Source organism: Limnohabitans sp. T6-20, assembly GCF_003063505.1.
Lineage (GTDB): Bacteria > Pseudomonadota > Gammaproteobacteria > Burkholderiales > Burkholderiaceae_C > Limnohabitans_A.
This window is the reverse complement of sequence record NZ_NERW01000002.1, coordinates 230,119-256,201: the sequence shown is the minus strand read 5'-3', so window position 1 is coordinate 256,201 and position 26,083 is coordinate 230,119. Positions and strand designations below refer to the sequence as shown.

At 57.9% G+C, this 26,083-nt stretch carries 28 protein-coding genes and 1 other RNA gene; 9 read left to right on the top strand and 20 right to left on the bottom strand.

What is annotated here, in order from left to right; all coding sequences use genetic code 11:
- Position 1: 1 nt before the first annotated feature.
- From B9Z33_RS07450 to folC, 5 genes are read right to left on the bottom strand one after another with little or no spacing between them, the layout of a single operon-like run.
- A complete protein-coding gene (locus B9Z33_RS07450; protein ID WP_108286399.1) occupies positions 2–1,213 on the bottom strand; it encodes an O-succinylhomoserine sulfhydrylase in 1,212 nt (403 codons plus the stop codon).
- 9 nt (positions 1,214–1,222) lie between these two features.
- Positions 1,223–2,737 carry an amidophosphoribosyltransferase gene (gene purF, locus B9Z33_RS07445; protein ID WP_108286398.1) on the bottom strand — a complete coding sequence of 505 codons (1,515 nt, stop codon included), beginning with the start codon at positions 2,735–2,737 and terminating at the stop codon, positions 1,223–1,225.
- 38 nt (positions 2,738–2,775) lie between these two features.
- Complete coding sequence (locus B9Z33_RS07440; protein WP_108286397.1) at positions 2,776–3,270, bottom strand: CvpA family protein; 495 nt, start codon at positions 3,268–3,270, stop codon at positions 2,776–2,778.
- Position 3,271: 1 nt separating this feature from the next.
- Positions 3,272–4,084, bottom strand: a complete 813-nt coding sequence (locus tag B9Z33_RS07435) for an SPOR domain-containing protein (protein ID WP_108286396.1) — start codon at positions 4,082–4,084, stop codon at positions 3,272–3,274.
- A gap of 10 nt (positions 4,085–4,094) precedes the next feature.
- On the bottom strand, positions 4,095–5,384 hold the full coding sequence (folC, locus tag B9Z33_RS07430) for a bifunctional tetrahydrofolate synthase/dihydrofolate synthase (protein WP_108286395.1): 1,290 nt from the start codon (positions 5,382–5,384) through the stop codon (positions 4,095–4,097).
- Positions 5,385–5,434: 50 nt separating this feature from the next.
- Here folC and B9Z33_RS07425 point away from each other — a divergent pair, with 50 nt between their 5' ends.
- From B9Z33_RS07425 to argG, 4 genes are all read left to right on the top strand, one after another.
- Complete coding sequence (locus tag B9Z33_RS07425; protein WP_108286394.1) at positions 5,435–5,779, top strand: arsenate reductase; 345 nt, start codon at positions 5,435–5,437, stop codon at positions 5,777–5,779.
- A 93-nt stretch (positions 5,780–5,872) separates the two neighbouring features.
- Positions 5,873–6,526 (top strand): glycine zipper 2TM domain-containing protein, encoded by a 654-nt coding sequence (locus B9Z33_RS07420; RefSeq protein WP_108286393.1) that lies wholly within the window; start codon positions 5,873–5,875, stop codon positions 6,524–6,526.
- Positions 6,527–6,661: 135 nt separating this feature from the next.
- Positions 6,662–6,979 (top strand): pyrimidine/purine nucleoside phosphorylase, encoded by a 318-nt coding sequence (locus B9Z33_RS07415; protein ID WP_108286392.1) that lies wholly within the window; start codon positions 6,662–6,664, stop codon positions 6,977–6,979.
- A 7-nt stretch (positions 6,980–6,986) separates the two neighbouring features.
- Positions 6,987–8,327: an argininosuccinate synthase gene (gene argG / locus B9Z33_RS07410; protein WP_108286391.1), complete on the top strand. Its 1,341-nt coding sequence runs from the start codon at positions 6,987–6,989 to the stop codon at positions 8,325–8,327.
- A gap of 191 nt (positions 8,328–8,518) precedes the next feature.
- On the opposite strand, the gene B9Z33_RS07405 is transcribed toward argG, so the two are convergent.
- The gene (locus B9Z33_RS07405) at positions 8,519–8,755 is read right to left on the bottom strand and encodes a helix-turn-helix domain-containing protein (RefSeq protein WP_255418205.1); all 237 of its coding nucleotides are present in this window, start codon (positions 8,753–8,755) and stop codon (positions 8,519–8,521) included.
- A gap of 119 nt (positions 8,756–8,874) precedes the next feature.
- Here B9Z33_RS07405 and B9Z33_RS15420 point away from each other — a divergent pair, with 119 nt between their 5' ends.
- A complete protein-coding gene (locus B9Z33_RS15420; protein WP_158270191.1) occupies positions 8,875–9,612 on the top strand; it encodes a hypothetical protein in 738 nt (245 codons plus the stop codon).
- Between the two features lie 170 nt (positions 9,613–9,782).
- Here B9Z33_RS15420 and murB read toward each other — a convergent pair whose 3' ends face one another.
- A complete protein-coding gene (murB, locus tag B9Z33_RS07400; protein ID WP_108286389.1) occupies positions 9,783–10,835 on the bottom strand; it encodes a UDP-N-acetylmuramate dehydrogenase in 1,053 nt (350 codons plus the stop codon).
- Between the two features lie 40 nt (positions 10,836–10,875).
- On the opposite strand from murB, the gene B9Z33_RS07395 reads away from it, so the two are divergent.
- Complete coding sequence (locus B9Z33_RS07395; protein ID WP_108286388.1) at positions 10,876–11,361, top strand: YajQ family cyclic di-GMP-binding protein; 486 nt, start codon at positions 10,876–10,878, stop codon at positions 11,359–11,361.
- Positions 11,362–11,373: 12 nt separating this feature from the next.
- On the opposite strand, the gene B9Z33_RS07390 is transcribed toward B9Z33_RS07395, so the two are convergent.
- Positions 11,374–12,126 (bottom strand): 2OG-Fe dioxygenase family protein, encoded by a 753-nt coding sequence (locus tag B9Z33_RS07390; protein WP_108286387.1) that lies wholly within the window; start codon positions 12,124–12,126, stop codon positions 11,374–11,376.
- Positions 12,127–12,303: 177 nt separating this feature from the next.
- On the opposite strand from B9Z33_RS07390, the gene B9Z33_RS07385 reads away from it, so the two are divergent.
- Positions 12,304–12,768 (top strand): hemerythrin, encoded by a 465-nt coding sequence (locus B9Z33_RS07385; RefSeq protein WP_108286386.1) that lies wholly within the window; start codon positions 12,304–12,306, stop codon positions 12,766–12,768.
- Here B9Z33_RS07385 and B9Z33_RS07380 read toward each other — a convergent pair.
- From B9Z33_RS07380 to B9Z33_RS07370, 3 genes are read right to left on the bottom strand one after another with little or no spacing between them, the layout of a single operon-like run.
- The gene (locus B9Z33_RS07380; protein WP_108286385.1) at positions 12,759–13,778 is read right to left on the bottom strand and encodes a methionine synthase; all 1,020 of its coding nucleotides are present in this window, start codon (positions 13,776–13,778) and stop codon (positions 12,759–12,761) included. The two genes, B9Z33_RS07385 and B9Z33_RS07380, sit on opposite strands and share 10 nt — an antisense overlap.
- Positions 13,779–13,809: 31 nt before the next feature.
- Positions 13,810–14,823, bottom strand: a complete 1,014-nt coding sequence (locus tag B9Z33_RS07375) for an LLM class flavin-dependent oxidoreductase (RefSeq protein ID WP_199220310.1) — start codon at positions 14,821–14,823, stop codon at positions 13,810–13,812.
- A complete protein-coding gene (locus tag B9Z33_RS07370; protein WP_108286384.1) occupies positions 14,820–16,541 on the bottom strand; it encodes a long-chain fatty acid--CoA ligase in 1,722 nt (573 codons plus the stop codon). The genes B9Z33_RS07375 and B9Z33_RS07370 overlap by 4 nt, the downstream gene beginning before the upstream one ends.
- A 282-nt stretch (positions 16,542–16,823) precedes the next feature.
- On the opposite strand from B9Z33_RS07370, the gene B9Z33_RS07365 reads away from it, so the two are divergent.
- Positions 16,824–17,474 carry a response regulator gene (locus B9Z33_RS07365; protein ID WP_108286383.1) on the top strand — a complete coding sequence of 217 codons (651 nt, stop codon included), beginning with the start codon at positions 16,824–16,826 and terminating at the stop codon, positions 17,472–17,474.
- A gap of 31 nt (positions 17,475–17,505) precedes the next feature.
- Here the strand turns inward: B9Z33_RS07365 and B9Z33_RS07360 are convergent, their stop codons facing one another.
- The 6 genes from B9Z33_RS07360 to B9Z33_RS07335 form a co-directional block, all read right to left on the bottom strand.
- Positions 17,506–17,853, bottom strand: coding sequence for a hypothetical protein (locus B9Z33_RS07360; protein WP_233252764.1), 348 nt, complete (start codon positions 17,851–17,853; stop codon positions 17,506–17,508).
- A 14-nt stretch (positions 17,854–17,867) separates the two neighbouring features.
- Positions 17,868–18,236: a glutaredoxin domain-containing protein gene (locus B9Z33_RS07355; RefSeq protein WP_108286381.1), complete on the bottom strand. Its 369-nt coding sequence runs from the start codon at positions 18,234–18,236 to the stop codon at positions 17,868–17,870.
- A gap of 407 nt (positions 18,237–18,643) precedes the next feature.
- Positions 18,644–19,792, bottom strand: coding sequence for a tetratricopeptide repeat protein (locus B9Z33_RS07350; protein WP_108286380.1), 1,149 nt, complete (start codon positions 19,790–19,792; stop codon positions 18,644–18,646).
- A gap of 3 nt (positions 19,793–19,795) precedes the next feature.
- A complete protein-coding gene (locus B9Z33_RS07345; RefSeq protein ID WP_233252763.1) occupies positions 19,796–21,502 on the bottom strand; it encodes a DUF4384 domain-containing protein in 1,707 nt (568 codons plus the stop codon).
- Between the two features lie 100 nt (positions 21,503–21,602).
- The gene (locus tag B9Z33_RS07340) at positions 21,603–22,025 is read right to left on the bottom strand and encodes a hypothetical protein (protein ID WP_108286379.1); all 423 of its coding nucleotides are present in this window, start codon (positions 22,023–22,025) and stop codon (positions 21,603–21,605) included.
- Positions 22,026–22,111: 86 nt separating this feature from the next.
- Complete coding sequence (locus B9Z33_RS07335) at positions 22,112–22,597, bottom strand: hypothetical protein (protein WP_146183838.1); 486 nt, start codon at positions 22,595–22,597, stop codon at positions 22,112–22,114.
- A gap of 807 nt (positions 22,598–23,404) precedes the next feature.
- Between B9Z33_RS07335 and B9Z33_RS07330 the strand changes: the two genes are divergently transcribed.
- Positions 23,405–23,905: a hypothetical protein gene (locus B9Z33_RS07330; protein WP_108286377.1), complete on the top strand. Its 501-nt coding sequence runs from the start codon at positions 23,405–23,407 to the stop codon at positions 23,903–23,905.
- Between the two features lie 292 nt (positions 23,906–24,197).
- Here the strand turns inward: B9Z33_RS07330 and ssrA are convergent.
- The 3 genes from ssrA to ubiG all read right to left on the bottom strand — a co-directional run bounded on the left by ssrA (position 24,198) and on the right by ubiG (position 25,991).
- Positions 24,198–24,586, bottom strand: a transfer-messenger RNA (tmRNA) gene (gene ssrA / locus B9Z33_RS07325).
- A 13-nt stretch (positions 24,587–24,599) separates the two neighbouring features.
- Positions 24,600–25,265: an HAD-IA family hydrolase gene (locus B9Z33_RS07320; RefSeq protein ID WP_108286376.1), complete on the bottom strand. Its 666-nt coding sequence runs from the start codon at positions 25,263–25,265 to the stop codon at positions 24,600–24,602.
- Between the two features lie 6 nt (positions 25,266–25,271).
- Positions 25,272–25,991 (bottom strand): bifunctional 2-polyprenyl-6-hydroxyphenol methylase/3-demethylubiquinol 3-O-methyltransferase UbiG, encoded by a 720-nt coding sequence (ubiG, locus tag B9Z33_RS07315; RefSeq protein WP_108286375.1) that lies wholly within the window; start codon positions 25,989–25,991, stop codon positions 25,272–25,274.
- Positions 25,992–26,083: the final 92 nt, after the last annotated feature.

The following is a 26,083-nucleotide window of genomic DNA, read 5'->3' as shown; positions in this document are numbered from 1 at the left end:
ATCAGAGGGTGTCGAGACCACGGGAGAGGTCTTTTTGAATGTCTTGCGGGTATTCGAGGCCGACGGCCACACGGATCAGGCCCTGACCAATGCCGGCCGCTTGGCGCTGGGCTTCGGTCAGGCGGCCGTGCGAGGTGCTGGCCGGGTGGGCGACCATGGTTTTGGTGTCGCCCAGGTTGGTGGCCAAGGACAGCATTTGCATCTGGTCCATCACATGGAAAGCGCGTTGGCGGGCCTGCTCGGGGCCGTCCGCCTTCACATCAAACGACAGCACCGCACCGCCCAAACCAGACATCTGACGCATGGCCAGATCGTGCTGGGGATGGCTGGCCAAGCCAGGGTAGTAAACGCGGGCCACAGCCGGGTGCTTTTCCAGCCATTCGGCCAGTGTTTGGGCACGCGCGGTTTGGGCGCGCATGCGCAGGTCCAGGGTTTCGAGGCCCTTGAGGACCACCCAGGCGTTGAAGGGTGCCAGCGTCATGCCGCCGCTTTTGAGTACGGGCAAAAACTTCTCGGTGATCATTTTCTGCGAGGCGCACAAGGCCCCCGCCATCACGCGGCCTTGGCCATCGAGGTATTTGGTGCCCGAGTGCATGATGATGTCGGCACCCATGGCCGCCGGACGCTGCAAGGCGGGTGTGGCGAAGCAGTTGTCCACGGCAAACCAAGCCCCGGCGTTGTGGGCCATGTCGGCCAAGGCCTGAATGTCGCAGACCTCGGTCAGCGGGTTGGTCGGTGTTTCAGCAAACAACAACTTGGTGTTGGGGCGGATGGCCGCTTGCCAAGCAGGCAAATCGGTCTGCGACACGAAGCTGGATTCCACGCCAAACTTGGCCAGATCGGACCCAATCAACTTGATGGTGGAGCCGAACATGGAGCGAGAACACACCACATGGTCACCCGCCTTGAGCAGGCCCATGCACATCATGAGGATGGCCGACATGCCCGAAGCCGTGCCCATGGCTGCCTCGGTGCCTTCCAGGGCGGCCAAGCGCATTTCCATGCTGGTGACTGTGGGGTTGCCGTAGCGACCGTAGGTGTAGCCTTCTTCATCGCCAGCGAAACGGCGTGCCGCCGCTTCTGCCGAGGGCTGCACATAGCCGCTGGTCAGGTACAGGGCTTCAGAGTTTTCGCCGTATTGGCTGCGCTCGACCGCTGCGCGCACTGCGAGGGTTTCGATGTGCAAATCGTCAAATCGGGATGGTTCAGTCATGGCTGTGGCTCACACGCTGGCGTTGGGCAGAGCCAAACGCGAATTGTCATCGGCACCCTCTTCCACCTGGGGTCGGGTCTCGTTCAAGCGGCTGATGTCGTCGGCCGAAATATCGCCCGTGACATAAATGCCGTCAAAACAAGAGGCATCAAAATCGGACAGTGCGCCAGCCGCATTGACACGGGTTTGGGCCACTGCCGTTTTCATGGCTTCGACGTCCTGATAAATCAAGGCGTCACAGCCAATGATCTGGCGGATTTCTTCGATGCTGCGGCCGTGGGCCACCAGCTCTTCTTTGGTCGGCATGTCGATGCCATAAACGTTGGGGTAGCGCACTGGGGGGGCTGCGCTGGCCATGTAGACCTTGCGCGCACCCGCGTCTCGCGCCATCTGCACGATCTCACGGCTGGTGGTGCCGCGCACGATGGAGTCATCGACCAGCAACACGTTGCGGCCCTTGAATTCGCTGACGATGGTGTTGAGTTTTTGGCGCACCGATTTTTTACGCACCGCTTGGCCCGGCATGATGAAGGTGCGGCCTACATAGCGGTTTTTGACAAAACCTTCGCGGTAAGGAATGCCCAGCAGATGCGCCAGCTGCGTGGCACTGGGGCGGCTGGACTCCGGAATCGGAATCACCACATCAATGTCGCTGGGCGGCACCGTGGAGATGACGCGCTTGGCCAGTGTCTCGCCCAGATTCAAGCGGGCTTGGTACACCGAAATGCCGTCCATGGTGGAGTCGGGGCGCGCGAGGTACACGTATTCGAAAATGCAAGGGCTCAGTTGGGCCTTGTCACTGCAAGATGCGCTGTGCATCTGGCCTTCCAGGTCCACAAAAATGGCCTCGCCGGGCGCGACATCGCGCTCGAACTGGTGTGCGGTGCCATCCAGCGCCACGGACTCGCTGGCCAACATGATGGAGCCATCTTCGCCACGGCCCATGCACAAGGGGCGGATACCGTGCGGATCACGGAAAGCCACCAAACCGTGGCCTGCGATCAAGGCAATCACGGCGTAAGAGCCTTTGACACGGCGGTTGACGCCGCGCACGGCCTCGAACACGTCCAGCGGCTTCAGGGGCAAGCCACGGGTGGTCTTTTCCAGCTCGTGGGCCAGCACGTTGAGCAGCACCTCGGAGTCGCTCTCGGTGTTGATGTGGCGGTGGTCGTTGGAAAACAACTCGGCCTTGAGCGCGTGGGCATTGGTCAGGTTGCCGTTGTGCACCAGCACGAGGCCAAACGGCGCGTTCACATAAAAAGGCTGGGCCTCTTCTTCGCTGAAGGCATTGCCTGCCGTGGGGTAACGCACTTGGCCCAGGCCGCAATTGCCGGGCAAGCTGCGCATGTTGCGGGTGCGGAACACGTCGCGCACCATGCCCTTGGCCTTGTGCATGAAAAATTTGCGATCAAGCTGCGTGACAATGCCCGCCGCGTCTTGCCCCCGGTGCTGCAAGAGCAACAAGGCGTCATAAATCAACTGATTGACCGGTGCGCTGCTGACAACGCCGACAATTCCACACATACTTTTTTCCGTTCAAAAATCGAATAACTCTGAGCAATTCAGGGCAAATATTCCACAAAGGTCTGCGGCAAAAGCGGCTTCAAGCCCGTGAGGACAAGCTCAAGCCAAACCGGACCTTGGGCTGTTGACCACCATGCGTCTCGTGAAAGCCCTGTCAGCTGCAACACCACCGTCAAGGCCAGCAGCAAGACCACGCCACGAGCCAAGCCAAATACACCGCCCAAAGTGCGGTCTACAGGGCGCAAGCCCACGGTTTCAACCAATTTCTTGATCAGCCAGGACACCAGCCCCGCCGCAAACACGGTGACCACAAAGACCACGGCAAACGCCACCGCGTATTGCACCGATGCAGGCGCACCCTTGATGAATGGCAACCAACCCACCACATCGGGGGCCAGCCACTGCGCAACGACAAAAGCCGCGACCCAACCAGCCAGCGACAAAACCTCATACACCAGCCCACGCCAAAGCCCCACCACCATGGAGGCGAGTAACACCCCCAACAAAATCCAATCGGTGAGGGCCGTCGCCATGTCAGAGCTTCAAGACCGATGCCGGCAGGTCAAGCTTGCGGATGCGCGCGGCGACTTTGTCGGCCTCTTCACGCGTTTCATAGGGGCCCACACGAATTCGGGTGGTGCTCTTGCCGTCTTTCTCCACCACCTGGGTGTAGGTTTTCAACCCGGCCTGCTCCAGCTTGTGGCGCACATCGCGCACTTTGGCGGCATCAGAAAACGCGCCCACTTGGATGACCGCACGGCCAGCGGTGGCCTTGGCGGACTTGCCCTCCGACTTGCCCTCCAGCAGCGCTTGGGCTTTGCCGCCGTCGTCTTTGGGCTTGGCCGCAGGGGCCGGCTTTTCAGCCTTGGGGGCAGCAGGCTTGGTTTCTTCTTTGACCGCAGGCTCTTTTTTGGCCACGGTTTCTTTTTCTTTGGTCTTTTCTGCGGGCGGCGTCACTTTGGGCGTCTCAGGCACAGGCGCCACCACGGGCGGTGCAGGCAAAACCACCTCTTCACGCGCATCCAGGCTGGCTTGGGGCGAGACGGCTTCGGATGCAGGAAGCAAAGGCTTGGCGGGTGCTTGCGTTGCAGGCACAGGTGTGCCGCTGGTCAAAGGCGATGTGCTTTGCCGGTCGGGGATCACGATGGGGGTGTCGACCGCAACAGGTCGTGGCTGGGTGTCAAAGAGCAGCGGAAAACCCACAACCGCGATCAACACAAGCACAACAGACCCCATCAAACGATGCCGCGCACGGCGGCGAACGACTTCGATGTTTTCGTTGGGGCCAGAGGTCACCGCCTCGGCAGAAGCGGTTTGACCAGGAAATCGGAACTTAAAAAAGGCCATGGCGTGGTGCTCACGGGCTGAGGTGTTTGGCTTGCAGACGCGGTATGCCGTCTTTCAAAACACCGCCCACGGTATAGAAGGAGCCAAAGACGACGATTCTATCAGCCGGGTCAGCCGCATCGATGGCCGCCTGCAGCGCCAGCATGGGGTCGGCATGGACGCTGGACGAGGTGTCGGTCCGGGTGTTTTGAGCGCGCCAGGCCTGCTCCAGATCCAGCGCTTTCGCGGCTCGGGGCAAGGGCAAATCGGTGAAATACCACTTGTCCACCATCGGGTTGACCCGCTGCAGCATGGGCAGCAGGTCCTTGTCGGCCATGGCCCCCAGCACCGCGTGGGTGGTGGGGTAAAAACCCATGGCGTCCAGATTGGCCGCCAGCGCCGCCACCGAATGGGGGTTGTGCGCCACATCCAACACCAGCACCGGCTGCCCCGGCACGATCTGGAACCGCCCCGGCAGCTCCACCATGGCCAGCCCATTGCGCACCGCTTGCGCCGTGACAGGGATGCGCTGACGCAGGGCGTCCAGCGCGGCCAAGACGCCCGAAGCGTTGATCAACTGATTGGCCCCGCGCAGGGCCGGATAAGCCATGCCGCTGTAACGGCGCTCGCGCCCCGCCCAGGCCCACTGCTGCTTGTCACCTGAAAAGTTGAAATCCCGGCCAAACAGCCAAAGATCGGCCCCCAAGGAGGCTGCGTGGTCGATCACGCTTTGCGGCGGCACCGGGTCGCTGACGATCACCGGACGCCCGGCGCGCATGATGCCCGCCTTCTCAAAACCGATGCTTTCACGGTCTTTGCCCAAAATGGCCGTGTGGTCGATGTCGATGCTGGTGATCACGGCGCAATCGGCATCGATGATGTTGACCGCATCCAGCCGCCCGCCCAGACCCACTTCCAAAATGGCCACGTCCAGATTCGATTGGGCCATGAGGTGCAGGATCGCCAGGGTGCTGAACTCGAAATAGGTCAGGCTGACATCGCCGCGCACCGCATCGACAGCAGCAAACGCCTCGGCAAACACCTCTGCCGAGGCCGATTCACCGTGCAAACGGCAGCGCTCTTCAAAATGCACCAGATGCGGCGAGGTGTAGACGCCGGTGCGGTAACCCGCTTGGAGCAACACCGCCTCGAGCATGGCGCAGGTCGAACCCTTGCCGTTGGTGCCCGCCACAGTGATGACCGGGCAATCGAACCGCAAATCCATGCGGTCGGCCACGGTTTTCACGCGGTCCAGGCCCATGTCAATGGCCACGGGGTGTAGCTGCTCGCACCAGTCGAGCCATTCCTGTAGAGTCTTCATAGGCGGCGATTGTCGCCCAGTCTTGTCACTATCCCCTTGAGCAAATCCCCATGCACCCCATTGTTTACGGCATTCCCAATTGCGACACCGTCAAAAAAGCCCGCACCTGGCTGGCAGGCCACGGGCTTGATGCCACATTTCATGACTTCAAGAAGCAAGGTGTCCCGGCAGCCGAGGTCGAGACTTGGCTGGCTGCCGTGGGCTGGGAAACCCTGCTCAACCGCAAAGGCACCACCTGGCGCAAGCTCGACCCGGCCTTGCAAGCCAGCGTGACCGACAGCGCCAGCGCCAAAAAAGTCATGCTGGAGCACGCCAGCACCATCAAACGCCCGGTGATTGCCTGGCCATCGGGCCAAATCACGGTTGGGTTCACCCCCGACCAGTGGCCCGCTTAAGCGCTGCGTCACAAAACTTTACCCAAACCCCGCCGTTCAGACGGCCCGCCCGGCATAAACTCACGAATTCGGTGAACGCAAGGACATGAACCCATGAAACAACTGACCCTACCCAGCCTGATCGGCAGCCTTTTGTGCGTCGCAGCAGCTGGCGCGCAGGCCCAAGAAGTGGGTCAAGTGATCTCACGCACGGCTGTTTACCAGCAAGTGGCGGTGCCTCGCCAAACCTGCGTGCAGAGCGCACCTCAGGCGCCCACGCAGACATCCGGTGGCGGCGCCATCATTGGCGCGATCGCCGGTGGCGTGATTGGCAGCCAACTCGGGGGGCGCGACAGCCAGGGCCTGGCAACCATGGCCGGGGTGATCGGGGGGGCCGTGCTGGGCAACAAAGTGGAAAGCCAAAACAACCCACCCCCGCCTCAAACCACTTGCACCACCCAAACCGTCTACGAAAACCGCCTGATCGGCTACAACGTGGTCTATGAATACGCGGGCAAGCAATACAACGTGCAGTTGCCACAAGACCCCGGCCCCACCATTCCGCTGCAAGTGACGCCCATGGGCGCGCCGCGCTCTGAGGCCCCCACGGGCACACTCGTGAGCGCCCAGCCGCCCGAGACCGTGGTCACCGAATCCAGCGTGGTCTACGTGCCCACCCCGGTCTACCGCAGTTACCCGCCGGTTTACACCAGTGTCAACCTGGGTTGGGGATGGGGCGGCGGCTACCGCCACGGCCACTGGCGCTGAAAGCGCTGCCCGGCAGGACGCCCCGTCAGGCCCTGCACGGTCTGGCCTAAAATGCGGGCTTGATTTGACACAAAGGGCGTCTCAAGACGCCCTTTTCCATAGACGCGGGCCCTGCCCGCCCCAGGAAACACACCCATGACCACCGAAAAAATCGACGGCGTCTCCGTCAACACCCAAGCCAATGTTTACTTTGACGGCAAATGCGTCAGCCACGGTCTGACCCTGGCCGACGGCACCAAACTGTCGGTGGGCGTGATCCTGCCCGCCACTTTGACCTTCAACACTGGCGCTCCTGAAATCATGGAATGCGTGGGCGGCTCTTGCGAATACAAGCTCGACGGCAGCACCGAATGGATCAAGTCCAGCGCGGGCCAAGAGTTCAGCATCCCCGGCAACTCCAAGTTCGAGATCCGCGTGACCGAGCCCTACCACTACATCTGCCACTTCGGTTGATCCCCTCATGAGCACCATCCTGCAAAACCTGCCCAAAGGGCAAAAAGTTGGTATCGCCTTTTCGGGCGGCCTGGACACGTCTGCTGCCCTGTTGTGGATGAAGCAAAAGGGCGCCCTGCCCTACGCCTACACCGCCAACCTGGGCCAGCCTGACGAAGCCGACTACAACGAGATTCCCCGCAAGGCGATGGAATACGGCGCTGAAAAAGCCCGCCTGGTCGACTGCCGCACCCAGCTGGCCCACGAAGGCATTGCCGCCATCCAGTGCGGTGCCTTCCACATCTCCACCGGTGGCATCACCTACTTCAACACCACCCCACTGGGCCGCGCCGTCACGGGCACCATGCTGGTGGCTGCCATGAAGGAAGACGACGTCAACATCTGGGGCGACGGCAGCACCTTCAAGGGCAACGACATCGAGCGCTTTTACCGCTACGGCCTGCTGACCAACCCGAGCCTCAAGATTTACAAGCCTTGGCTGGACCAGCTGTTCATCGACGAACTGGGTGGCCGCGCCGAAATGAGCGCCTTCATGACAGCCAACGGTTTTGGCTACAAGATGAGCGCCGAAAAGGCCTACTCCACCGACAGCAACATGCTGGGCGCGACCCACGAAGCCAAAGACCTGGAAAGCCTGCAAAGCGGCATGAAGATCGTCAACCCCATCATGGGCGTGGCGTTCTGGAAGCCCGAAGTCGAGGTCAAGGCCGAAGAAGTGAGCGTGCGCTTTGAAGAAGGCATGCCCGTGGCGCTGAATGGCGTGGAATACGCCGACCCGGTCGAGCTGTTCCTCAAAGCCAATGAAATTGGCGGCCGCCACGGCTTGGGCATGAGCGACCAGATCGAAAACCGCATCATCGAAGCCAAGAGCCGCGGCATCTACGAAGCCCCCGGCATGGCGCTGCTGCACATCGCCTACGAGCGATTGGTCACCGGCATCCACAACGAAGACACCATTGAGCAGTACCGCATCAACGGCCTGCGCCTGGGCCGCCTGTTGTACCAAGGCCGCTGGTTCGACCCCCAGTCCATCATGCTGCGCGAAACCGCCCAGCGCTGGGTGGCCCGTGCCGTGACCGGCACCGTGACGTTGGAGCTGCGCCGTGGCAACGACTACAGCATCCTCAACACCGACTCACCCAACCTGACTTACGCGCCTGAGCGTTTGAGCATGGAAAAAGTGGAAGACGCCCCGTTCAGCCCGCTGGACCGCATCGGCCAGCTGACCATGCGCAACCTCGACATCACCGACACCCGCGCCAAACTGGGCATTTATGCCCACGCTGGTTTGTTGTCGGTGGGCGAAGGCCCGCACATCTACAAGTTGGATGGCAGCGGAAAGAAGTGATTTCTGTCACTTCAAATGAAAAACGGCCTTCGGGCCGTTTTTTGTTTTGTGCTTGCGTTTCAGGTGTTTTCCGCCTTGGTGCGGGTGCCTGCCGGCCCACCTCATAACTCGCTTCGCTCGCCAAATCGGCGGGTCCGGCAGGCACCCGCACCAAGGCTGAACAGGGGACCAAGAAATTGAGCCTTCTCAATTTAAAAAGGCGGTTTTAGAAGAGTCCAAGGCTCCAAACCCAATGCAAGCGCGAACCGCTCAATGTTTGACAACGACACGTTCCAACGCGCCCTCTCCACAGCAGACACGTACGTTCTGTCCAACTCGCACTCCAAAGCCAAATCCTCTTGTGACCAACCGCGGGTCACCCTGGCCACACGGATGTTATAGGCCAAGACCTCTCGCAGGTTATCACTTGCGGGGAGATTTTTGGGCATTGAGGGCTTCGCAGACATCCCTCGAATATGTTTTCTTGTATAGTTTGCATCTACGGAGTTTGATTCACATATGAGTGCAATCAACGTAATTTTGATTACCAATGAAATAAAGGCCAAAAATGAACATGGAACTTAAATTGGGCTTGATCGCCTGCGCGATTGCGGTAATGAGTGGATGCGGTGGTGGTGGAGATGGCGGCGGCAGCACAACAGTCGTCAATACAGCAGAGGGATTCTGGGAGGGCACTTCATCAAATGGTGCAAATGTCAGCATTGCCATCTTGGAGAATGGCGAAGCGTGGGGCGGCGCAGTCGTAGGAAACACACTGATCAGCGCTATCGCTGGTACAGCCAATGGAAATGGCACGTCGTTTTCAGCTTCTGGCTCCGAGTTTTCCTTCAGCTCTAACAGTGTTGCAAGAGGCTCTTACAGCGGAACCGTGACGCAAAAACAGCGCATTCAGGCTACCGGCAGCAGCGGCAACACGATTGACCTTGCCTACGACGCCAATTACGACAAAGGCGTCACAGCTGCTGAAATCGCTGGCAGCTACACGCTTTCAGGCCGAACTGCTCTTTACGCCATAACCAACTTGACTTTCACCGTTGGTGCGAATGGAGCCTTCACGATTGTTGACGGAGGATGCACAACCACGGGTACGGTAACACCAAGAGCTTCTGGCAAAGCCATCGTTGATGTGCGTGCCACTGGAACTGGCCCTTGTGTTCTTGGTAACGGCGTTTCCCTAAGCGGCATTGCTGTTTTAAATAAAACAAGAACACCCAATACACTCTCGGTCATTGCCCTGAACAGTGGCAAGACAGATGGATTGGTTCTGCTAGGTCGAAAAAACTAAGCTAGCTACAACGCAGTTCTTGATCTGCAAAGTTCAAGAACTGCTGATTTAGATCAGCCGAGCCACAGCGCCGGGTTGTGGCCTGAGCGGATCGGCCGATTTGGCGAGCGAAGCGAGTTATGAGGCCGACCGTTCAGGCCACAACCCGGCGCGGCAAACACCACCCAGTCTTAAATGACCACCGGCTCAGGCTCCAGCCGAATCCCAAACCTCTCGTACACACTGGTCTGAATCGCCTTGGCCAGCGTCATCACCTCGCCCCCCGTGCAAGGGTTCTCGCGCCCGCCCCGGTTGACCAGCACCAGCGCCTGCTTTTCATAGACCCCGGCGTGGCCCACGGTCTTGCCTTTCCAGCCGCAGGCGTCGATCAGCCAGCCTGCCGCCAACTTGATGGTGCCGTCGGGCATGGGGTAGTGCACCACCTTGGGGTCGCGGGCGATGATGTCGGCGCATTGCTCGGGGGTGACGGTGGGGTTTTTGAAGAAGCTGCCCGCGTTGCCGATCACAGCCGGATCGGGCAGTTTGGCGCGACGGATCGCCACCACCCAGTCAAAGATTTGCCGCGCATCGGGGCTGTGGATGCCGGTCTCGGCCATTTTGCGCTCCAGGTCCAGATAGCCCAGCTCGGGTTTCCAACGCTTGAGCAGTGCAAAACGCACCCGCAAAATCACCGCCCTGCCCGCAAGACCCAAGCCATCAGCGCCAACCGATGCGTGTTTGAAGACCGAGTCTCGGTAGCTGAAGCCGCACTGGGCGGCATTCAGGCTGAACAGCTCACCCGTGAGCATGTCCATGGCGTCGAGCGAGTCAAAGCGGTCTTGCAGCTCCACGCCATAGGCGCCGATGTTTTGCACGGGCGATGCGCCCACAGTGCCAGGGATCAGCGCCATGTTTTCCAGACCCGGGTAGCCCTGGTCCAGCGTCCAGGCCACCAGGTCGTGCCAGTCAACGCCTGCGCCCGCTTCGACCACCCAGTGTTTGTCGGTCTCAGCCGCCAATCGCAGACCCGGCACCTCCACTTTAAGCACCAGGGCTTTGACGTCGCCCGTCAAAACGATGTTGCTGCCGCCACCCAACACTTGCCGGGGCAAAGTGGCCAATTGAGGGTCCGCCAGCACGGCCAGCAGGTCGCTTTCGGAGCGCACCCGCACCAAAGCCTGAGCTTTGGCGGCGATGCCGAACGTGTTGTACGGCTGCAGAGGGACATTTTTCTCAAGGAACATGGGAGAATTGTCGCATTCTCAACCTCGGATTTTTCCCACCATGCCCTCGTTTGATACCGTTTGCGAACCCAATATGGTCGAAGTGCGCAACGCCGTTGACACTTCTGCCAAAGAAATCGGCACCCGCTTTGACTTCAAAGGCACGTCTGCCAACATCGAACTCAAGGACAAAGAGATCACGATGTTCGGCGATGCCGAGTTTCAACTGACGCAGGTCGAAGACATCCTGCGCAACAAGCTGACCAAGCGCAATGTGGACGTGCGCTTTCTGGACATTGGCAAAGTCGAAAAAATCGGCGGTGACAAGGTCAAGCAGGTGATCAAGGTCAAAAATGGCATCGAAACCGAAGACGCCAAAAAGATCACCAAACTGATCAAGGAAAGCAAGATCAAGGTGCAAGCCTCCATCCAGGGCGACGCGGTGCGCGTGACGGGCACCAAGCGCGATGACTTGCAGGCTGCCATGGCCCTGCTGCGCAAGGACATGACCGAGTTGCCCTTGAGTTTTGACAACTTCAGGGATTAAGTCGGCCTGAGCTCAGCCCTTGGGCAGGGGCTCATCCAGGAAGCACTCTGAGCGCAAAGTGATCACCAAGGTGTCGCGCCAGCCTCCCGATTGCTCGGGCTGAATGGGCGTGGTTTCGTGGATCACACGGGTATCGTCCAACAGCAACAAAGACCAGGGCTCGGTCAGCGTGAAGCGCTGGCCCCGTGGGCTGTCCATGTCAAACACCCGGGTTTCGCCGCCTTTGATGCCGTGGCGGCCAATCAGAAACACCGCCACCCAATTCACGCCATCGCGGTGCGCGCCTTCGGGCGTCGGGCGGCCAATGCCGTCGGTGGTGTCGATGCGAAACTGATGCGCTTCGGTGAACCAGGTCTGCGGCCCTTGCGCCGCAGACGCGACACGCCCCAGCCAACACATGAGTTTTTGCCAAGCGGCTTGTTGCACCACTTCGGCGGCCATGGGCTCAAACCAGCGTTGCATGCCGCCGTGCAAAGCGTTGTAAGACAGCGGTTGCCAATGCGCCCGGTGGGCTACAGCTTGGGCTTGGGTAGCGGTCACCTCAAAACTGGCGTGACGACGACGGCGATAGCGCCCGCCGTCTTTCAGGTACTGGTCAGGCGGCAAATCACCCCAACTGGACTCGAACGCCTGCAGGTCTTGCACGGACACCCCGGCCAGCGCGCAAACGCTGGACGCGCTCAGCACGGCAAAGCCTTGCGTCAACAAAGTGGCGTCGAGCTGGTCGGGTGCGGTCAGTGGCGGTGGCAAGGTGTTTTGGGGCATGAAAACGTCCGGAAAAATCTGGCGAAGGTGGCAAGCATAACGCCCTGAGCCGAGCTGAATCTGCGCGAAGTTCAAGCAGCACACATTTCAGTGCGCCAGCTGATGTGGATCAAGCATGGCCAGAGGGCGCGCGCCTAAGCTGCAGGCATTGACACAAAAGAGGTACGGGAAAAAACAATGAGCAGATTGCAATGGAGCGACGGCTTGTCGCTCGACATGCCCGCCATGGATGACGGCCTGAAAACCTTCGTCGCCTTGCTGGACCTGGCGCACGAAGCTGAAGATGCTGCATTGGTCTCGCGCTGGCGCGATCTGGTTCAGCACACCGCCCGCGTTTTTGAGCGGGAAGACCGCTGGATGCACGCCAGCCAATTTTCTTCAGCCCACATCCACAGCACACAGCACAAGGTGGTGCTGCAAGTCATGCACGAGGGACTGACTGCCGGTGAATCGGGCGATTTGGCTTTGATTCGCAAAATGGCCGACGAACTGGGCCAGTGGTTCGCCAACCATTCGCAATCGATGGATGCCGCACTGGCCCTGCACCTGCGCCGGGTCGGTTATGACCCGGCGAGCGGGGTGCTCAGCATGCCCGACGACATCGCCTTGGAGGCATCACCACGGGCCTTTGCTCAGGCGTAACGCTGGCTGGCCAGCTTGGCCCCTTCGGCCAGCGCCTTGAGCTTGGCCTCGGCCACGGCTCGGCTCATCGGGGCCAGACCGCAGTTGGTGCATGCGATCAGGCGGTTCTTGGGCACGAACTGCAAGGCGCGGCCAATGGTGTCGGCGATTTCTTCCGGCGTCTCGATGGTCGGGTTGGCGACGTCGATCACGCCCACCATCACGTCTTTGCCTTCGAGCAGCTTCATCATTTCCATGGGCACATGCGAGTGCATGCACTCCAGGCTGACTTGCTGAATGCTGCTTTTGGCCAGCGCCGGGAACACCTTTTCGTACTGGCGCCATTCGTGGCCCAAGGTTTCTTTCCACTTGTTGTTGGCTTCGATGCCGTAGCCGTAGCAAATGTGCACGGCGGTGGTGCAAGTCAGGCCGCGCGCGGCCACCTCCAGCGCTTTCACCCCCCAATCGGCGGCCTCGTCCATGTAGACGTTGAAAGCCGGTTCGTCGAACTGGATGATGTCCACGCCATCGGCCTGCAGCGCCAGCGCTTCCTGGTTCAACAGCTCGGCAAAGGCCATCGCCATCTTGACCTTGTCGCCATAAAAACGATCGGCCACGGTGTCCACGATGGTCATGGGGCCGGGCAAGGTGAATTTGAGCTTTTTCTTGGTGTGGGCACGGGCCAGTTGAGCTTCAAAGGCGTGCACACGGCCCTTGAGGCGCAGCGGCGCGATGACCTGCGGCACCTGCGCGTCGTAGCGGTTGTTGCGGATGCCCATGGTGACTTTGTTCACGAAGTCGATGCCCTCGACCTGCTCGACAAAACCGTGCACAAAGTGCTGGCGCGCCTGCTCCCCGTCACCGATCACGTCCAAACCCGCGTCTTCTTGCGCCTTGATCCACAGCAGCGTGGCATCGGCCTTGGCTTGCTGCAGCTCGGGGCCCTGGGTGGTCCACTGAGGCCAGAGTTTTTCGGTTTCGGCCAGCCAGGCGGGTTTGGGCAAGCTGCCAGCGATCGCGGTGGTGAACATGTCAAAAGTCCTTGGGTTGAAAATTCAAAGCTCAGCAGTTTGCCGCAAGGGCAAATTCCTGGGCAAGCAGTTCATAAGAACGCATTTGGGCTGCAGGGTCATGCGTCCAGGTGATGACGACCAGTTCATCGACTTCCAAGCGGGCCGCCAACTGGCGCAGCTTGTGGCCCACCGTGGCGGCCGAGCCGATCAAGGCCCCTTCGCGCAGGCGCTGCAGCGCGAACTGCTCTGCCGGGCTGTAGTCGCGCGCGGCTTCTTCGGGCGGCAGCAAGGCCCCGATGCGGCCCAGGTTGCGGTCCATCTTCCAGCGGGCGCGGCTCTCGAACAGGCGCATCGCTTCTTCGTCGGTGTCGGCGGCCAGCGCCCACACGCACAAAGCAGCAAAGGGCTTGGCCAGACTCGCACTGGGGCGGAAGGTCTCGCGGTAAATCTGCAAGGCATCGTCAGCGCCCTGCCCATCGGTGATGAAGTAGGCAAACGCATAGGGCAGCCCCAGGTGCGCGGCCAGCTGAGCGCCATAGTCAGAGCTGCCCAGCATCCAGACATCAGGCGAGGTGTCCGACTGCGGGTAGGCATACACGTTGTGGCCCGGATGGCTGGGCGGCAGGTTCTGGCCCTTGACCCAGGCCTGCAATTCCATAACCTGCTGCGGAAAGCGCTCTGAGGCGTTGCGGTCGGGGTTGAGCAACTGGGCGGTGCGCCCGTCGCTGCCCGGTGCGCGGCCCACACCCAAATCGATGCGGCCCGGGGCCAGCGCATCGAGCACGCGAAACTGCTCGGCCACTTTGAGCGCCGAGTAGTGCGGCAGCATCACGCCCGCACTGCCCAGGCGTATACGCTGTGTGCGGGCGGCAATGGCGGCCATCAAAATCTCAGGTGCGCTGCCCACGATGCTGGGGTGGCTGTGGTGTTCGCTCACCCAGAAGCGATGGTAGCCCCAGGCTTCGGCGTGCTGGGCCAGCGCCAGCGTCTGGCGGATCGTGGCGTCTTGCCCACGCCCGACAGCTGCGGCAGATTGGTCAAGAATGGAAAGTTTCAGGCTCATTTGGGTTGGGTTTGGGTGTCCAAGGCGGCCATTTCGGCTTCTTGCAGTGCCCGCCACATGACTTTGCCGCTGCCGCTTTTGGGCAGGGCATCGACAAAACTCACTGCGCGGGGCATTTTGTAAACCGCCATGTTCTCACGGCACCAGTCGATGATGTCTTGCTCGCTGGCTTTGCCCTTGTGGTCTTGCCGCAAAACCACCACCGCCTTGACCGACTCCCCCCGGTAGGCATCGCGGGTGGCGATGATGCAGGCCTCCTGAATGGCCGGGTGGCGGAACATCAAGGCCTCCACCTCGGCAGGCCAGACCTTGAAGCCGCTGGCGTTGATCATCCGTTTCAATCGGTCGGTCATGAAGAAATAGCCTTCGTCATCGACCCTGCCCATGTCACCCGAACGGAAAAAGCTTTTGCCATCGCGCTCAAAGAATGCAGCGGCTGTTGCCTCGGGGCGCTTCCAGTAGCCCTTGAAAACCTGCGGTCCACTGATCACGATTTCGCCCGACTCGCCCGGCGGCAACTCGGCCAAGGTCTCGGGGTCGACGATGTGCGAGGACACACTCATGAACGGGATGCCCAGACATTGTTTCTTGGGGGCATCTGGCGGGTTGGTGTGGGATGGCGCGGCAGTTTCGGTCAGGCCATAACCCTCCACATAGCGCAGGCCGAACTGGTCCAGCAAACGCTGGGCCACTGCTTCGGGCATGGCCGCGCCGCCACCGCCGATGTAGACCAGGCTGTTCAGGTTGTAACGGTCCATGTGTGGACTGCCCAGCAAGTCGATCACCATGGTCGGGATGTTGGTCCAGTGCGTGACGCGCCATTTGGAGATCAGGTGTCCCGCCACGTCCCGGTCCCAGCGCGGCATGATCACCAGACTCGCGCCCAGCAAAATGCTGGTGTGCATCACGCTGACCATGCCGGTGATATGGAACATGGGGACCACACACAAAGTCACGTTTTCCGGCGTGCCATTGCCCCACAAACCACTGGCCATAGCGTTGTGCATGATGGTGCCGTGTGTGTGCATGCACCCCTTGGGCAAGCCCGTGGTGCCGCTGGTGTAGGGCAACACGGCCAGATCATCCGACCCCGCCTTCACAGGCGGCAATTCCATGGTTGAAGGTGCCGCCATCAAGTCTCGCCAAGCATGGGCTTGACCCGATGCCATGACAGGCAATGGACGCACAGGCAGCAACCAGGCACGCCAAGCCTCAGGCAAATCCTCGGCCCCCACGGCCTCGCCGTCAAACACATCGGTGAATTGCGTCACCACCAAATGGCGCAATCGCTGCTCTGCGGGCAGTGCATCGCTGGCTTGCGCCAAATCTGGCGCCAAATCTGCGGTGGTCACGGCCACGCGGGTGTCCGGGTCGGTGATGTAGTGCTTCAACTCTTCCGCACGGTTCATCGGGTTGACAGGCACCACCACGGCATCCAGTCGCAAGATGGCGAAATGGGTCATCACCAACTGCGGGCAATTTTGCATGTCGAGCACAACACGGTCACCCGGCTTGACCCCCAAAATGGCCAACTGTTTGGCCATTTGTTCTGCATGGGTCATCAACTCGCTGAAAGTCCACACACGCCCCATGAACACCAAAGCGGCTTTGTCCGGGTAGCGCATGGCGCTAATGGCCAGATTCATCCACAGCGATGTGGCTGGCGGGGTGATCTTGGCTGGCAAACGCACGGGCCAAACAGCAGCATGAGCGGGCATCAGCAGTCTCCTAATTTATGTGTGTGCTGCATGTTAATCGCCCCGTGTCTTGAAGGCTTGCTGGGCTTTGTCACCGCCGGGACCAAGTCAACACTTTTTGAGACGATGGTGAATTTGAGTTTTTTGACGCCAACAGCTGCCGAAATACGGGTCAAAAATGTTCGCAAAACAAAAAAACATTGCCTCAAACTGGAAATTTGTATCTTTTAAGTGAAAATTTAACAATCTTTAACGATTTAAGGCGATTGAATTTTGTACTTTTATTACTAAAATGAATCCATTATGCAAACAAACACCACACCTGACACCCCGGAAGACTACTGCGGCACCACCTATGCAGCCAAACTGCTCGGGTTGTCGGTCGGTACCATCCAGACCTTGGTCGAAAAAAACGAGCTCCAAGCTTGGAAAACGCAAGGAGGCCACCGTCGGATTTCGATGCCCTCCATCCGCGAATACCAACGCAAGCACAACATGCTCACCATTCAGAATGAGCCGCGTGACAACAGACTTCGTGTTTTGTTGGTGGAAGACGATGCGGTGACACGCGAAATGCTGCGCGGTTACTGCAACCGATCCAGCATGCCTGTGGACTGCACAGCCATGTCATCAGGCCTAGAAGCCTTGATCGACATCTCCAGCATCAAGCCCGATGTCCTGATCACCGATCTGGACATGCCGGGCGTTGACGGCTTTGAGTTGCTGCGCACGCTGCGCCAGAACTCTCAATTCAATCGCATGACGACCTTGGTGCTGTCTGCGCTGACGCCCGAAGAAATCGACGGCCGAGGTGGGCTGCCAGAAGGCACCATCTTCATGTCCAAACCCATCAACATGGACTGGTTCAACGGCTTCTTCACCGCATTCCTGGCAGGCCGATACATCGAACTGCACTCAAGCGATAACCAGAAAGCATCTGCACAGGTGGCTTGATCGCGCAGAGGACTGTGATCACACCCTGTGATCACAGCTCTTCTCTGGCCTCAATGAACAAAGACGACACTGTTGCACCACGGGTGAACGCCAAGGCGCGAACCCGCAGGGCGCGCTCCGCTACAAGGTGTATGCGGCAGTGGTAATCCAGCCCATCGGTTTGACCCGGACAGCTGCTGACAATGCGGCGTGACCATTGCTTGCGTCCATCGACCTCCAGATTCAACTCGTGCCATGCTTGAATCCCCTCCACAGGGACGCTCACGACCAAAGTCACGTCAATGTCGAATTCACGGTGACGGGACAAGGATGCGGGAATATCCAGGACCACCACAGAATCACCCGCACTGTCTGCGCGCCAATGTTCAGGTCGGCTCATGGCTACCCTCTTGCTCATTTGTCCAGCAAGTTTTTCAGCTCACCTGAATCAACAAGTTGGCGCAAATCATCCGCGCCGCCCACCAAAATGCCGCCGACAAACACCATCGGAAACGTGGGCCATCCTGACCACATTTTCAAAGCATTTCTGCGGCGCCATTGCGAAAAGTAACTGCCAAACTCCAAATAATGATGCTGGGCGCCTGCGGCATCCAACAACTTGCGGGCCTTGCCCACCACCGGATTCCCGGCCATGCCCACAACAACAACGGGGTGTTGCTGAACGGCAGAAATGACTTGCTGAATCACATCGACATGGTTGTCGGCGATTTTTTGGCGGATCGCTGGATGGACAGCGTTTTCGCTGATTAAAAGACGAGGCATGGCGAGTCTCCTGCTTCATTAAAAATTCAGTTCTGGGTCATCAAAGAAAAAGGCATTCGGTGAATTTCACCGAATGCCTTTGAGCTTTTGAATGGTGGTCCATGGTTCACGGCTCAGGAAGTTTCTATTCGCACTCAATCATGCTAGCGGGTAATAGAGCGTGAATGCAAGGAAGAAATTTTGACCACTCCGAACGGACCACATCCCCCGAATTCTAAAAGCCGGCTTTGCGGCGGGAGCTGTCGGTCAACGCAATCGCTACCGATGACAGCGACCGGCCAGAAGGCGTCGTTGGTGTGTCCGCCCTGGAGATCGGTCTAGGCTGAACTCGAACATCCCTCGTTTGAGGCTGATGTTTTGCGCCCGCTATAACCGGTCGTTCGCTGTGAGCGTATCGAGTGACCGATCTACTTGGTTTTCCATGGCTTGGGCAACAAGTCATAGAGTGGGGTGGGTTCTCTGTGTAGCAACTTCGGGCCTGCGCTGCGCCCCATTTGCGGTGTGGGGCCTGAGACATCGGCATCGCTGAGCTGACGCATCCAACCCATATCGAGCTGGCCATCGGGGCTAGTGCGCGCATAAATCAAATTGAGCATGCGTTTTGCCTGCAGGCTGCCAGCCGTTTGTGCCATGCGGTAGAGCCGAATGGCCTCGTTGTAATTGACAGGAATGCCTTCGCCCCGGTGGTAACGACGCGCTTCTTTAAACAGCGCTTCTGCGTTGTGTGATGGGAATGGAGGCTGGATCTCTTCGCCAGTTTTGGCGTGCTTACTGATGATTTGCTCTTTGACGATGGCCGCGTTGTCAGCAGCCACCAACGAGCGGGGTGCAGCCGCTTCAAAATATTGCAGCGCTTTGTCGTAGCGGTTGAGTACAGCGCTCTCTAAGCCCAACTCAATTTGTGCGTTCACATCGCCGCCCATGGCTGCACTCACCAACAGCTGGCGATGGACCAAAATGCCCGCTTGTGGATTGCCTTCTTCTACAGACAACACAGGCAAGGGCGCTAAGCGGGTTTTGGACAGCCATTCAAAATAGCGCGCGCGTGCAGGTTCAACCGAACGCAAAATGTCAATCCATTTTTTGGCCGCTTGCACATTGGGCATGCTGATGCAGCCCTGCAACGCGCACCATGCCAAACCTGCGCTGGCCAGGCGCTCGCCTTTTTCATAGGCCTGTTCAAACAACTGGTGGGCTTGAACCACATCTGTGCGCACACCCGTGCCATGCAAAAATATCAAACCTAAAACCCAAGCCGCACGCGCGGCCACCACATTAGCCGTGCCCGACTGCGCGCTTGAATTGGCAATCTGTTTGAGCTCCTCCAGATCTTGACTTTGTGCGGGCGACAAGGCGTTATTTGCTTCGTTGCGCAGCTCAGGCCCCAATTTGTCTGTGGTCCCGTCCAGCAAGGGCACCATATCGGGCAGTGATTGGCTCAGCACTTGTGAGGGTGCTTGCCGGTCTTGTGCTTGTACGCCTGCTGCAGCGAGGACCAGAACAATGCCAAAACTTCGGGTACGCCAAGCGGGCGTGTTGCGTAAAGGCTTTGCCATAGCTTATCCCCCGTTGCTGGTTTTGGGGGCTTGCATCACCCGCTTAGGTGTCACCACCCATTGCATGCTGGCTTGTGTGTAGGTGTCGGCGGGTAGCACATCAGCATAGCCCTTAGCAACGTCTTTCAAGCCCACGATGTCACGTATGGGGGTCAACGCGGGCACACGCAATATTTCAGGCAGCTTAGCTGTCACATCGTCATCGGTTGCCACACAAAATATGCCTTCGGTGCCAGAGGATGCGGTTTCAATCACAAAGCCAGGGTTGGGGCTCATCCAATCGGGAAGGCGCACGGCTTGGTTGGCGCTGACTTGGCCACGCGATGACACGGGGTTGGGCACCAGTCGAATCACACCGCCGGTGGCGTTGGACAAATAGCATGCAAGGTAGGCATTGCGAGACACGGTGGCCGACAAGAACACCTGCTCACCCACTTCAAAGTTGGTGCGGCCGAGCATCACGTTTTCAATTTGCAGGTCAATCGTGCGAGGGCCTTCAAACTGGTGGTAGGACTTGCCTGAGCTGGTGATGGGGGCGTAGACATCTTTGTCAAAGGCCACAGGCTCGGGGGAGGTGGTCGACCAGCCGTAGCGCACCAGGTTGCCGCCCATGTCCAGCGCCACATAGTCGCGCAGGGCGTGTTCGTAGGTGTTGAAGTCCACCACACCGCTCACCACCATGCCTTGGTCAGACTGAAAACGGCCCAGTGCTTGGCGAAAGATTTGCACTTGGTTTTTCTCGGACTGTTGTGCATCTTCTTTCAGATAACCCTTGGCAATCAGCGAGCGTTTGACCAAGGCCTGATGCACACCGGCTGTGCCTTCGTCGTACCAGTCGCGCAGTTGGCGTTGGAAGTTGGGATGGGTTTGCTCCATGGTCAAACACTGCCAATAAGGCACGCGCGCCCATTTTCCGGTGAGTTCAATCACGGCCAATTCCACCAAGGTGCGAATGGCAGCACCCGAGCCCTGTGCGTAGTCTTTGCCCACGTTGAACTGCCAACCGTATTCACTGATGCGGCCTGCCAGGTCCAAGCCTTGGCCGCCGTTGCCAATGATCACTTCGTTGGCCGAGTCCATGCCTGGAATCAAGGTGCGGGTGCGGAAGTCACCCAAATGCAGCTCCAAGCCAATCACGGTGGCGTTTTTGTTTTGGCTGTAGCCCGTGTCCAAACGCGATGCCGATGTGCCCACATTCATGCGGTTGGCCAACACGTTTTGGTCCACAAACGACACCGCGCCCGACAAATACAGCGAAGGGCGCTGAAGCTGGATTTGGTTGTTGTTCAGCAAGATGTTGGTCAAGTTTTGCACCGTGTCTTGGCGCACCAAGTCCACCTCGTAATCGACGTAGCGAAACACATTGCTCAGGCGTGACATCTGCAGCAAAGCCGTGACCACCATGTCTTTGGTGGCAACGGGTGCGCGGGTGGAGTAGTCGGGAATTTGTTTGCTTGTGATCAGCGTGGTCGGAATTTGTGCATCGCGCATGAGCTTGTCCATGCATTGCAGCGAATCAGAAAAACTCGACATGGACCGCACCGGCCGAATGGTGGGGCGGTCCGCCATGCTGCCGTAGCTTTGAAACTTCGCGTCATGCCGAACGTCTGAGGGCGTGCTGCACGCCGTGAGTGCGAGCGTGGCCACCACAAGGATGGGCTTGCTGGTGGCGCGAAGTTTGGAAAAGAGGGACATGGGGGCTAAAGACATGGCTTCACCTGTCAGTTTTTTTGAAAGTCAATGGAGAGTCAGCCCCCGCGATGCATCAGGCTGCAAGGTGTGTCGCGAATATGAGCGATGAGCGTTTAAATCAACGGCAGATATTGATCAAGTCCCCGCGCAACACCACGGCTTGTGGTGCTGCCGTGCCTAATCGTGCATTGGTGGCTGCAGATTGCATGGCAACGCTGCTACCAATATCTTGTGTGCAGACTTTGCGCAAACCATCGCTCACCACGGTGGTGGCGACACTGTCGTCGGTCAAGAGGCCTGCGGTGTCGCTTGAAAAAGCTTTGGCTGTAAAGCGAGCAATCTTGGCCTCCATCCACGCAGGAACTTCTTGGTTTGATTTAGAAGCTGTTTGTACTGCTGAGTTTAAGGGCAGCATGTTGTGCGTGACTTTTTCAGTCAGCGTGACGGGGTCTTCGCCGGGAGCTGTTTGTGCCTGTGTGGATGTGACGCTGAGCAACGCTGAAAGTACCCAGCCGAATTGAAAGAGTGCGTGGAATTTCATGGTGCCTACCTCATCTGATGAAAAAAAAGCAAGGTGGCTATCGTTTGTCTGTGACACCCGATGCCCCTTGCTCACGATGGGCTAACTTACTGAGGTGCGCAAGTCAGGCAGTTGGTGTTGGAAGACAAGTTTTGAACCGCCTTGCCACCAAAGCTTGCGCGGTTAATCACAGCAGAATCTTTGATGAATGCCACCTGGTAAGTGGAGGTGTGCAAGCCGTTCGAATTCGAGCTGGAAGAATTCGACGCAATGTTTTGGCTGGCTTGGCCGCCAAACGATGCAGTGTTGGCAATCATCGAATTTTTGGCACTTACCATTTGCAGCTCGGTATTCGTTGATGAGAAGCTGCCCACGTTAGAAGCCAAGTTTTGTTGCGCAGTGCCATTGGCGCCAGATGCGCTGTTGACCACCGCAGTGTTGACCAACATAGTGGCTTGTAATGTCGGTGTGCTGCTGGAACCACCGTTGCCGTTGCCATGGTTACCGTTACCGTTTCCGTTGTCAGAAGCGAATGCAAAGGCACCAGTTGTTATTGCAATGATAGCGATTGCTGTTTTGGTAAGTTTTTTCATGATGATTTCCTAAATGAAGATGAAGAGAATTTTTGTCAAATGTCAGTAATTGATCTTTGACAGCTTGGGCAAATTCCAAAAAGACATGACCACTGTGTTTAGTTTTTTGTCCACTTTTTCCTTTGCCTGTGTTCAGTCTCTCAATTTGCGGTGCTCTCAGTAACTCCCTTAATCAAGTACAACTTCAGATAGATTGAAAATTCAAATTTGAATCGCCCCGAATTTTGAGCAGGCGCCACACTTTGAGAAGATGGAGCCGTGAGCAAGAAATCAAACCGTTTTCACCCGAGGTGCGCCAACGCGCTTTGCGTTTGGTGCTCGAACACCGCGGCGAGTACCCTCCTGTGGGCAACCATTGTTTCCATTGCACCCAAGATCGGCTGAATGCCGAAAACCCTCAACGACTGGGTTCGACAGCACGAAGTTGACGAAGGCAGCAATTCGCTGCGAACCGGATGTCGACATGCAAAGACCGAAATGCAGCATTGGTTCGGCAGTACGCGTTCGCACCGACAAAAGCGAAACTTCATTGCATTGCTGCGATCCTGATCTTTGCCACCGTCAGTTTGTCTCCTGAAACCGGTCTGCGTAGATGAAGGGTGTAGTGTGTTCGACTGACTGCTTCAGCGTTGAAGCCCAAAAGTGACTGCGGGACACGACCGGCAGCACCGCTGCACACAAGTCAACGTCTTAGAAGATGTGACCGGCTGCAATGGGTCGGCGGCTGCCGGTCAGTCGATGAGCCGTGAACGACGGCAATCAGCCTAGACTCGACAATGCCTCCCTTTCACAACTTAAAGATGCAGTATGCGAGAGCGCGAGAAAGAACGGATCCAACGAGTCAAGGATGCACAAAAGCGCCTTGAGGAAATAAAAAATAGAGCGCGCGAAGAGACCGTCACCAACTTTGTCGATGGGAAGGTGACTACTCGCACCCCGCTGTTTAGCCGTGAGGTGCAAGCACTGGAAACACTGATTGAACGAAATCAGCGTTGGGTTACCAAGCCCAGGAAGAAGAAAGCCCCAAAGTTACCTCCAACTGGCATCACGACCGATTCAGCCCTGTTTACAGACCAGATGCTTGCCGCCAGATGGCACTGCTCAACATCTCGGCTTCAATATTGGCGCTCAACTGATCAAGGGCTGCCCTATCTGAAGATGCTTGGCCGTGTGCTCTATCGAATTGAAGACATACAGGCATACGAACAACAATCGATCGTCTTCCCTCAAACCCTGAAAAACCAAGACAACAAGCCCGCTAAACTGGGCCGCGAGCACGTGCAACCAGACAAAACAGATTCAAGCTGATTGTTGCTCGTTAGAGTCGTTCCGAGTCCAAGCAGGAGAAACCTTAACTCCTTGATATCAAATAAGTTTTTGTGGGTGGAAGTGAAATGACTCCGTCGGCATGCCTTCTGATCCACGGGCATAGTTCCGACAGAACTAGAAATAGCAACAACTGGCTTGGTTTGCAGTTATCCGAGAAAACGTCTCTCGAATTAACCATTAAGTGCCAATAAAAAAGAATATCCCCCTCTGATGCCTCCATCTAGAGGGGGACAGTGTCCCTCTTTTCGTACTCAAGAGGGACAATTCGTATTGGTGGAGCTGGGGGGATTTGAACCCCCGTCCATAAGTCTTTTTCGTACAGTTCTACATGTGTAGTCGTCTGATTTGAGTCTCGCCAAATGAACCGCGCAGCGACACGCTGAACACCCAGCCAGTACCCTTTTTTCTCACACCACCCCAAGGTACCCGAGGTGATGCCAGCCCATATGTTTTACCTTGCAGCTAGGACTTTGGAGGCTTTAACACCCCCATCACCCTAACCCAGCCTATCGGCCAACTGTTGCAAGGCTCACCGGATTAAGCGGCGAGTGCGAAACGTTCGTCGTTTGCAGTTAGTTTTTTTTCTGCTGTTTTACGAGGATCAGAACCTCGACATGCCCTGCCACGCGTCCGAACCCATGTCGAAACCAGTGCAGCCCCTGAGCTTCCTATTTTAGGCCTTGTTCAGGAATTTCAAGAGATCCATCGGCGAATCAATGTGCAAATGGGCTTTCCAGCGCGAAATATCGGTCTGCTGGCCCAAATAACCGTAAGTGGCAGCGACCGTGCCCATGCCAGCGGCCAGTCCCGCGACGATGTCGCGCTCATCATCGCCCACATAAACACAGCGTGCAGGATCAATCGATAAACGCCTTGCAGCCTCAAACAAGGGCTCAGGATGCGGTTTGGCATGCGGCGTGGTGTTGCCGCTCACAATGGCGCCTGCCGTCGAGAAAAGTGGCATCGCCGAAGTCAAGGGATCGGTGAAGCGACTGGATTTGTTGGTCACCACGCCCCACGGCAACCGTTGGGCAACCAACATGGCAATCATGTCGACCACGCCATCAAAAATGCGCGTGCGCTCTGTCATGCAGTTTTCGTAGTTGACAAAAAACTCTTCCTTCATGGCCTCAAATTCCGGATGCTCGGGCGTCAAACCGAAAGCAATACCGATCATGCCGCGTGCGCCAGCCCCTGCCATGTGGCGATAGTGTTCCAGCGGAAAAGACGACAAACCACGGTCAACGCGCATTTTGTCGACCGCTGCGCCCAAATCGGGGGCACTGTCGATCAGGGTACCATCCAGGTCAAACAGCACGGCTTCTACGTTCTTAAACATGCGTACTTATCCTTTTTGGCAAGCCAGCAAGTAGTTCACACTGGTGTCCTGGCTAAGCCAATAGCGTTTGGTAAACGGGTTGTATTCCATGCCCTTGAAGCCTTGGGGCTGAAGCCCCGCCTCTCTGGCCCAAGTGACCAGCTCACTGGGCTTGATCAGACGGGCAAATTCGTGGGTGCCCTTGGGCAGCAAGTTCAGGATGTATTCGGCACCCACAATGGCAAACAGGAATGACTTGGGGTTGCGGTTGAGCGTGGAAAAGAAAACCCAACCACCGGGTTTGACCATTTGGGCACACGCCCTCACCACGGACGCCGGATCAGGAACGTGCTCCAGCATTTCCATGCAAGTCACCACATCAAACTGCGCAGCTTGTTCTGCAGCCAAGGTCTCGGCACTGACTTCGCGGTATTGAACACCCATCGTGCCCGCTTCCAACGCGTGCAGCTGGGCAACCTTGAGGGATTTTGTGGCCAGATCGACACCGAGAACCTGCGCACCTTTACGGGCCATGGCATCGGCAAGAATGCCCCCGCCGCAACCGACATCCACGACGTTCAATCCCGCCAAGGGCGCCAGCCCATTGATCCATTCCAAGCGCAAAGGGTTGATCAGGTGCAAAGGGCGAAATTCGCTTTCCGGATCCCACCAACGGTGGGCCAGATCAGAAAATTTGGCCAATTCGGCCGGATCGACGTTGGAATCGGGTGTGGTGGATGCGTTCATGACTTGGATTGTCGGTCAAGAGACTGCCAGGCCAAAAAGCACAGGCGAAAAAAAGCCCCATCGCTGGGGCTTTTTCTTGTGATCAGGAACGA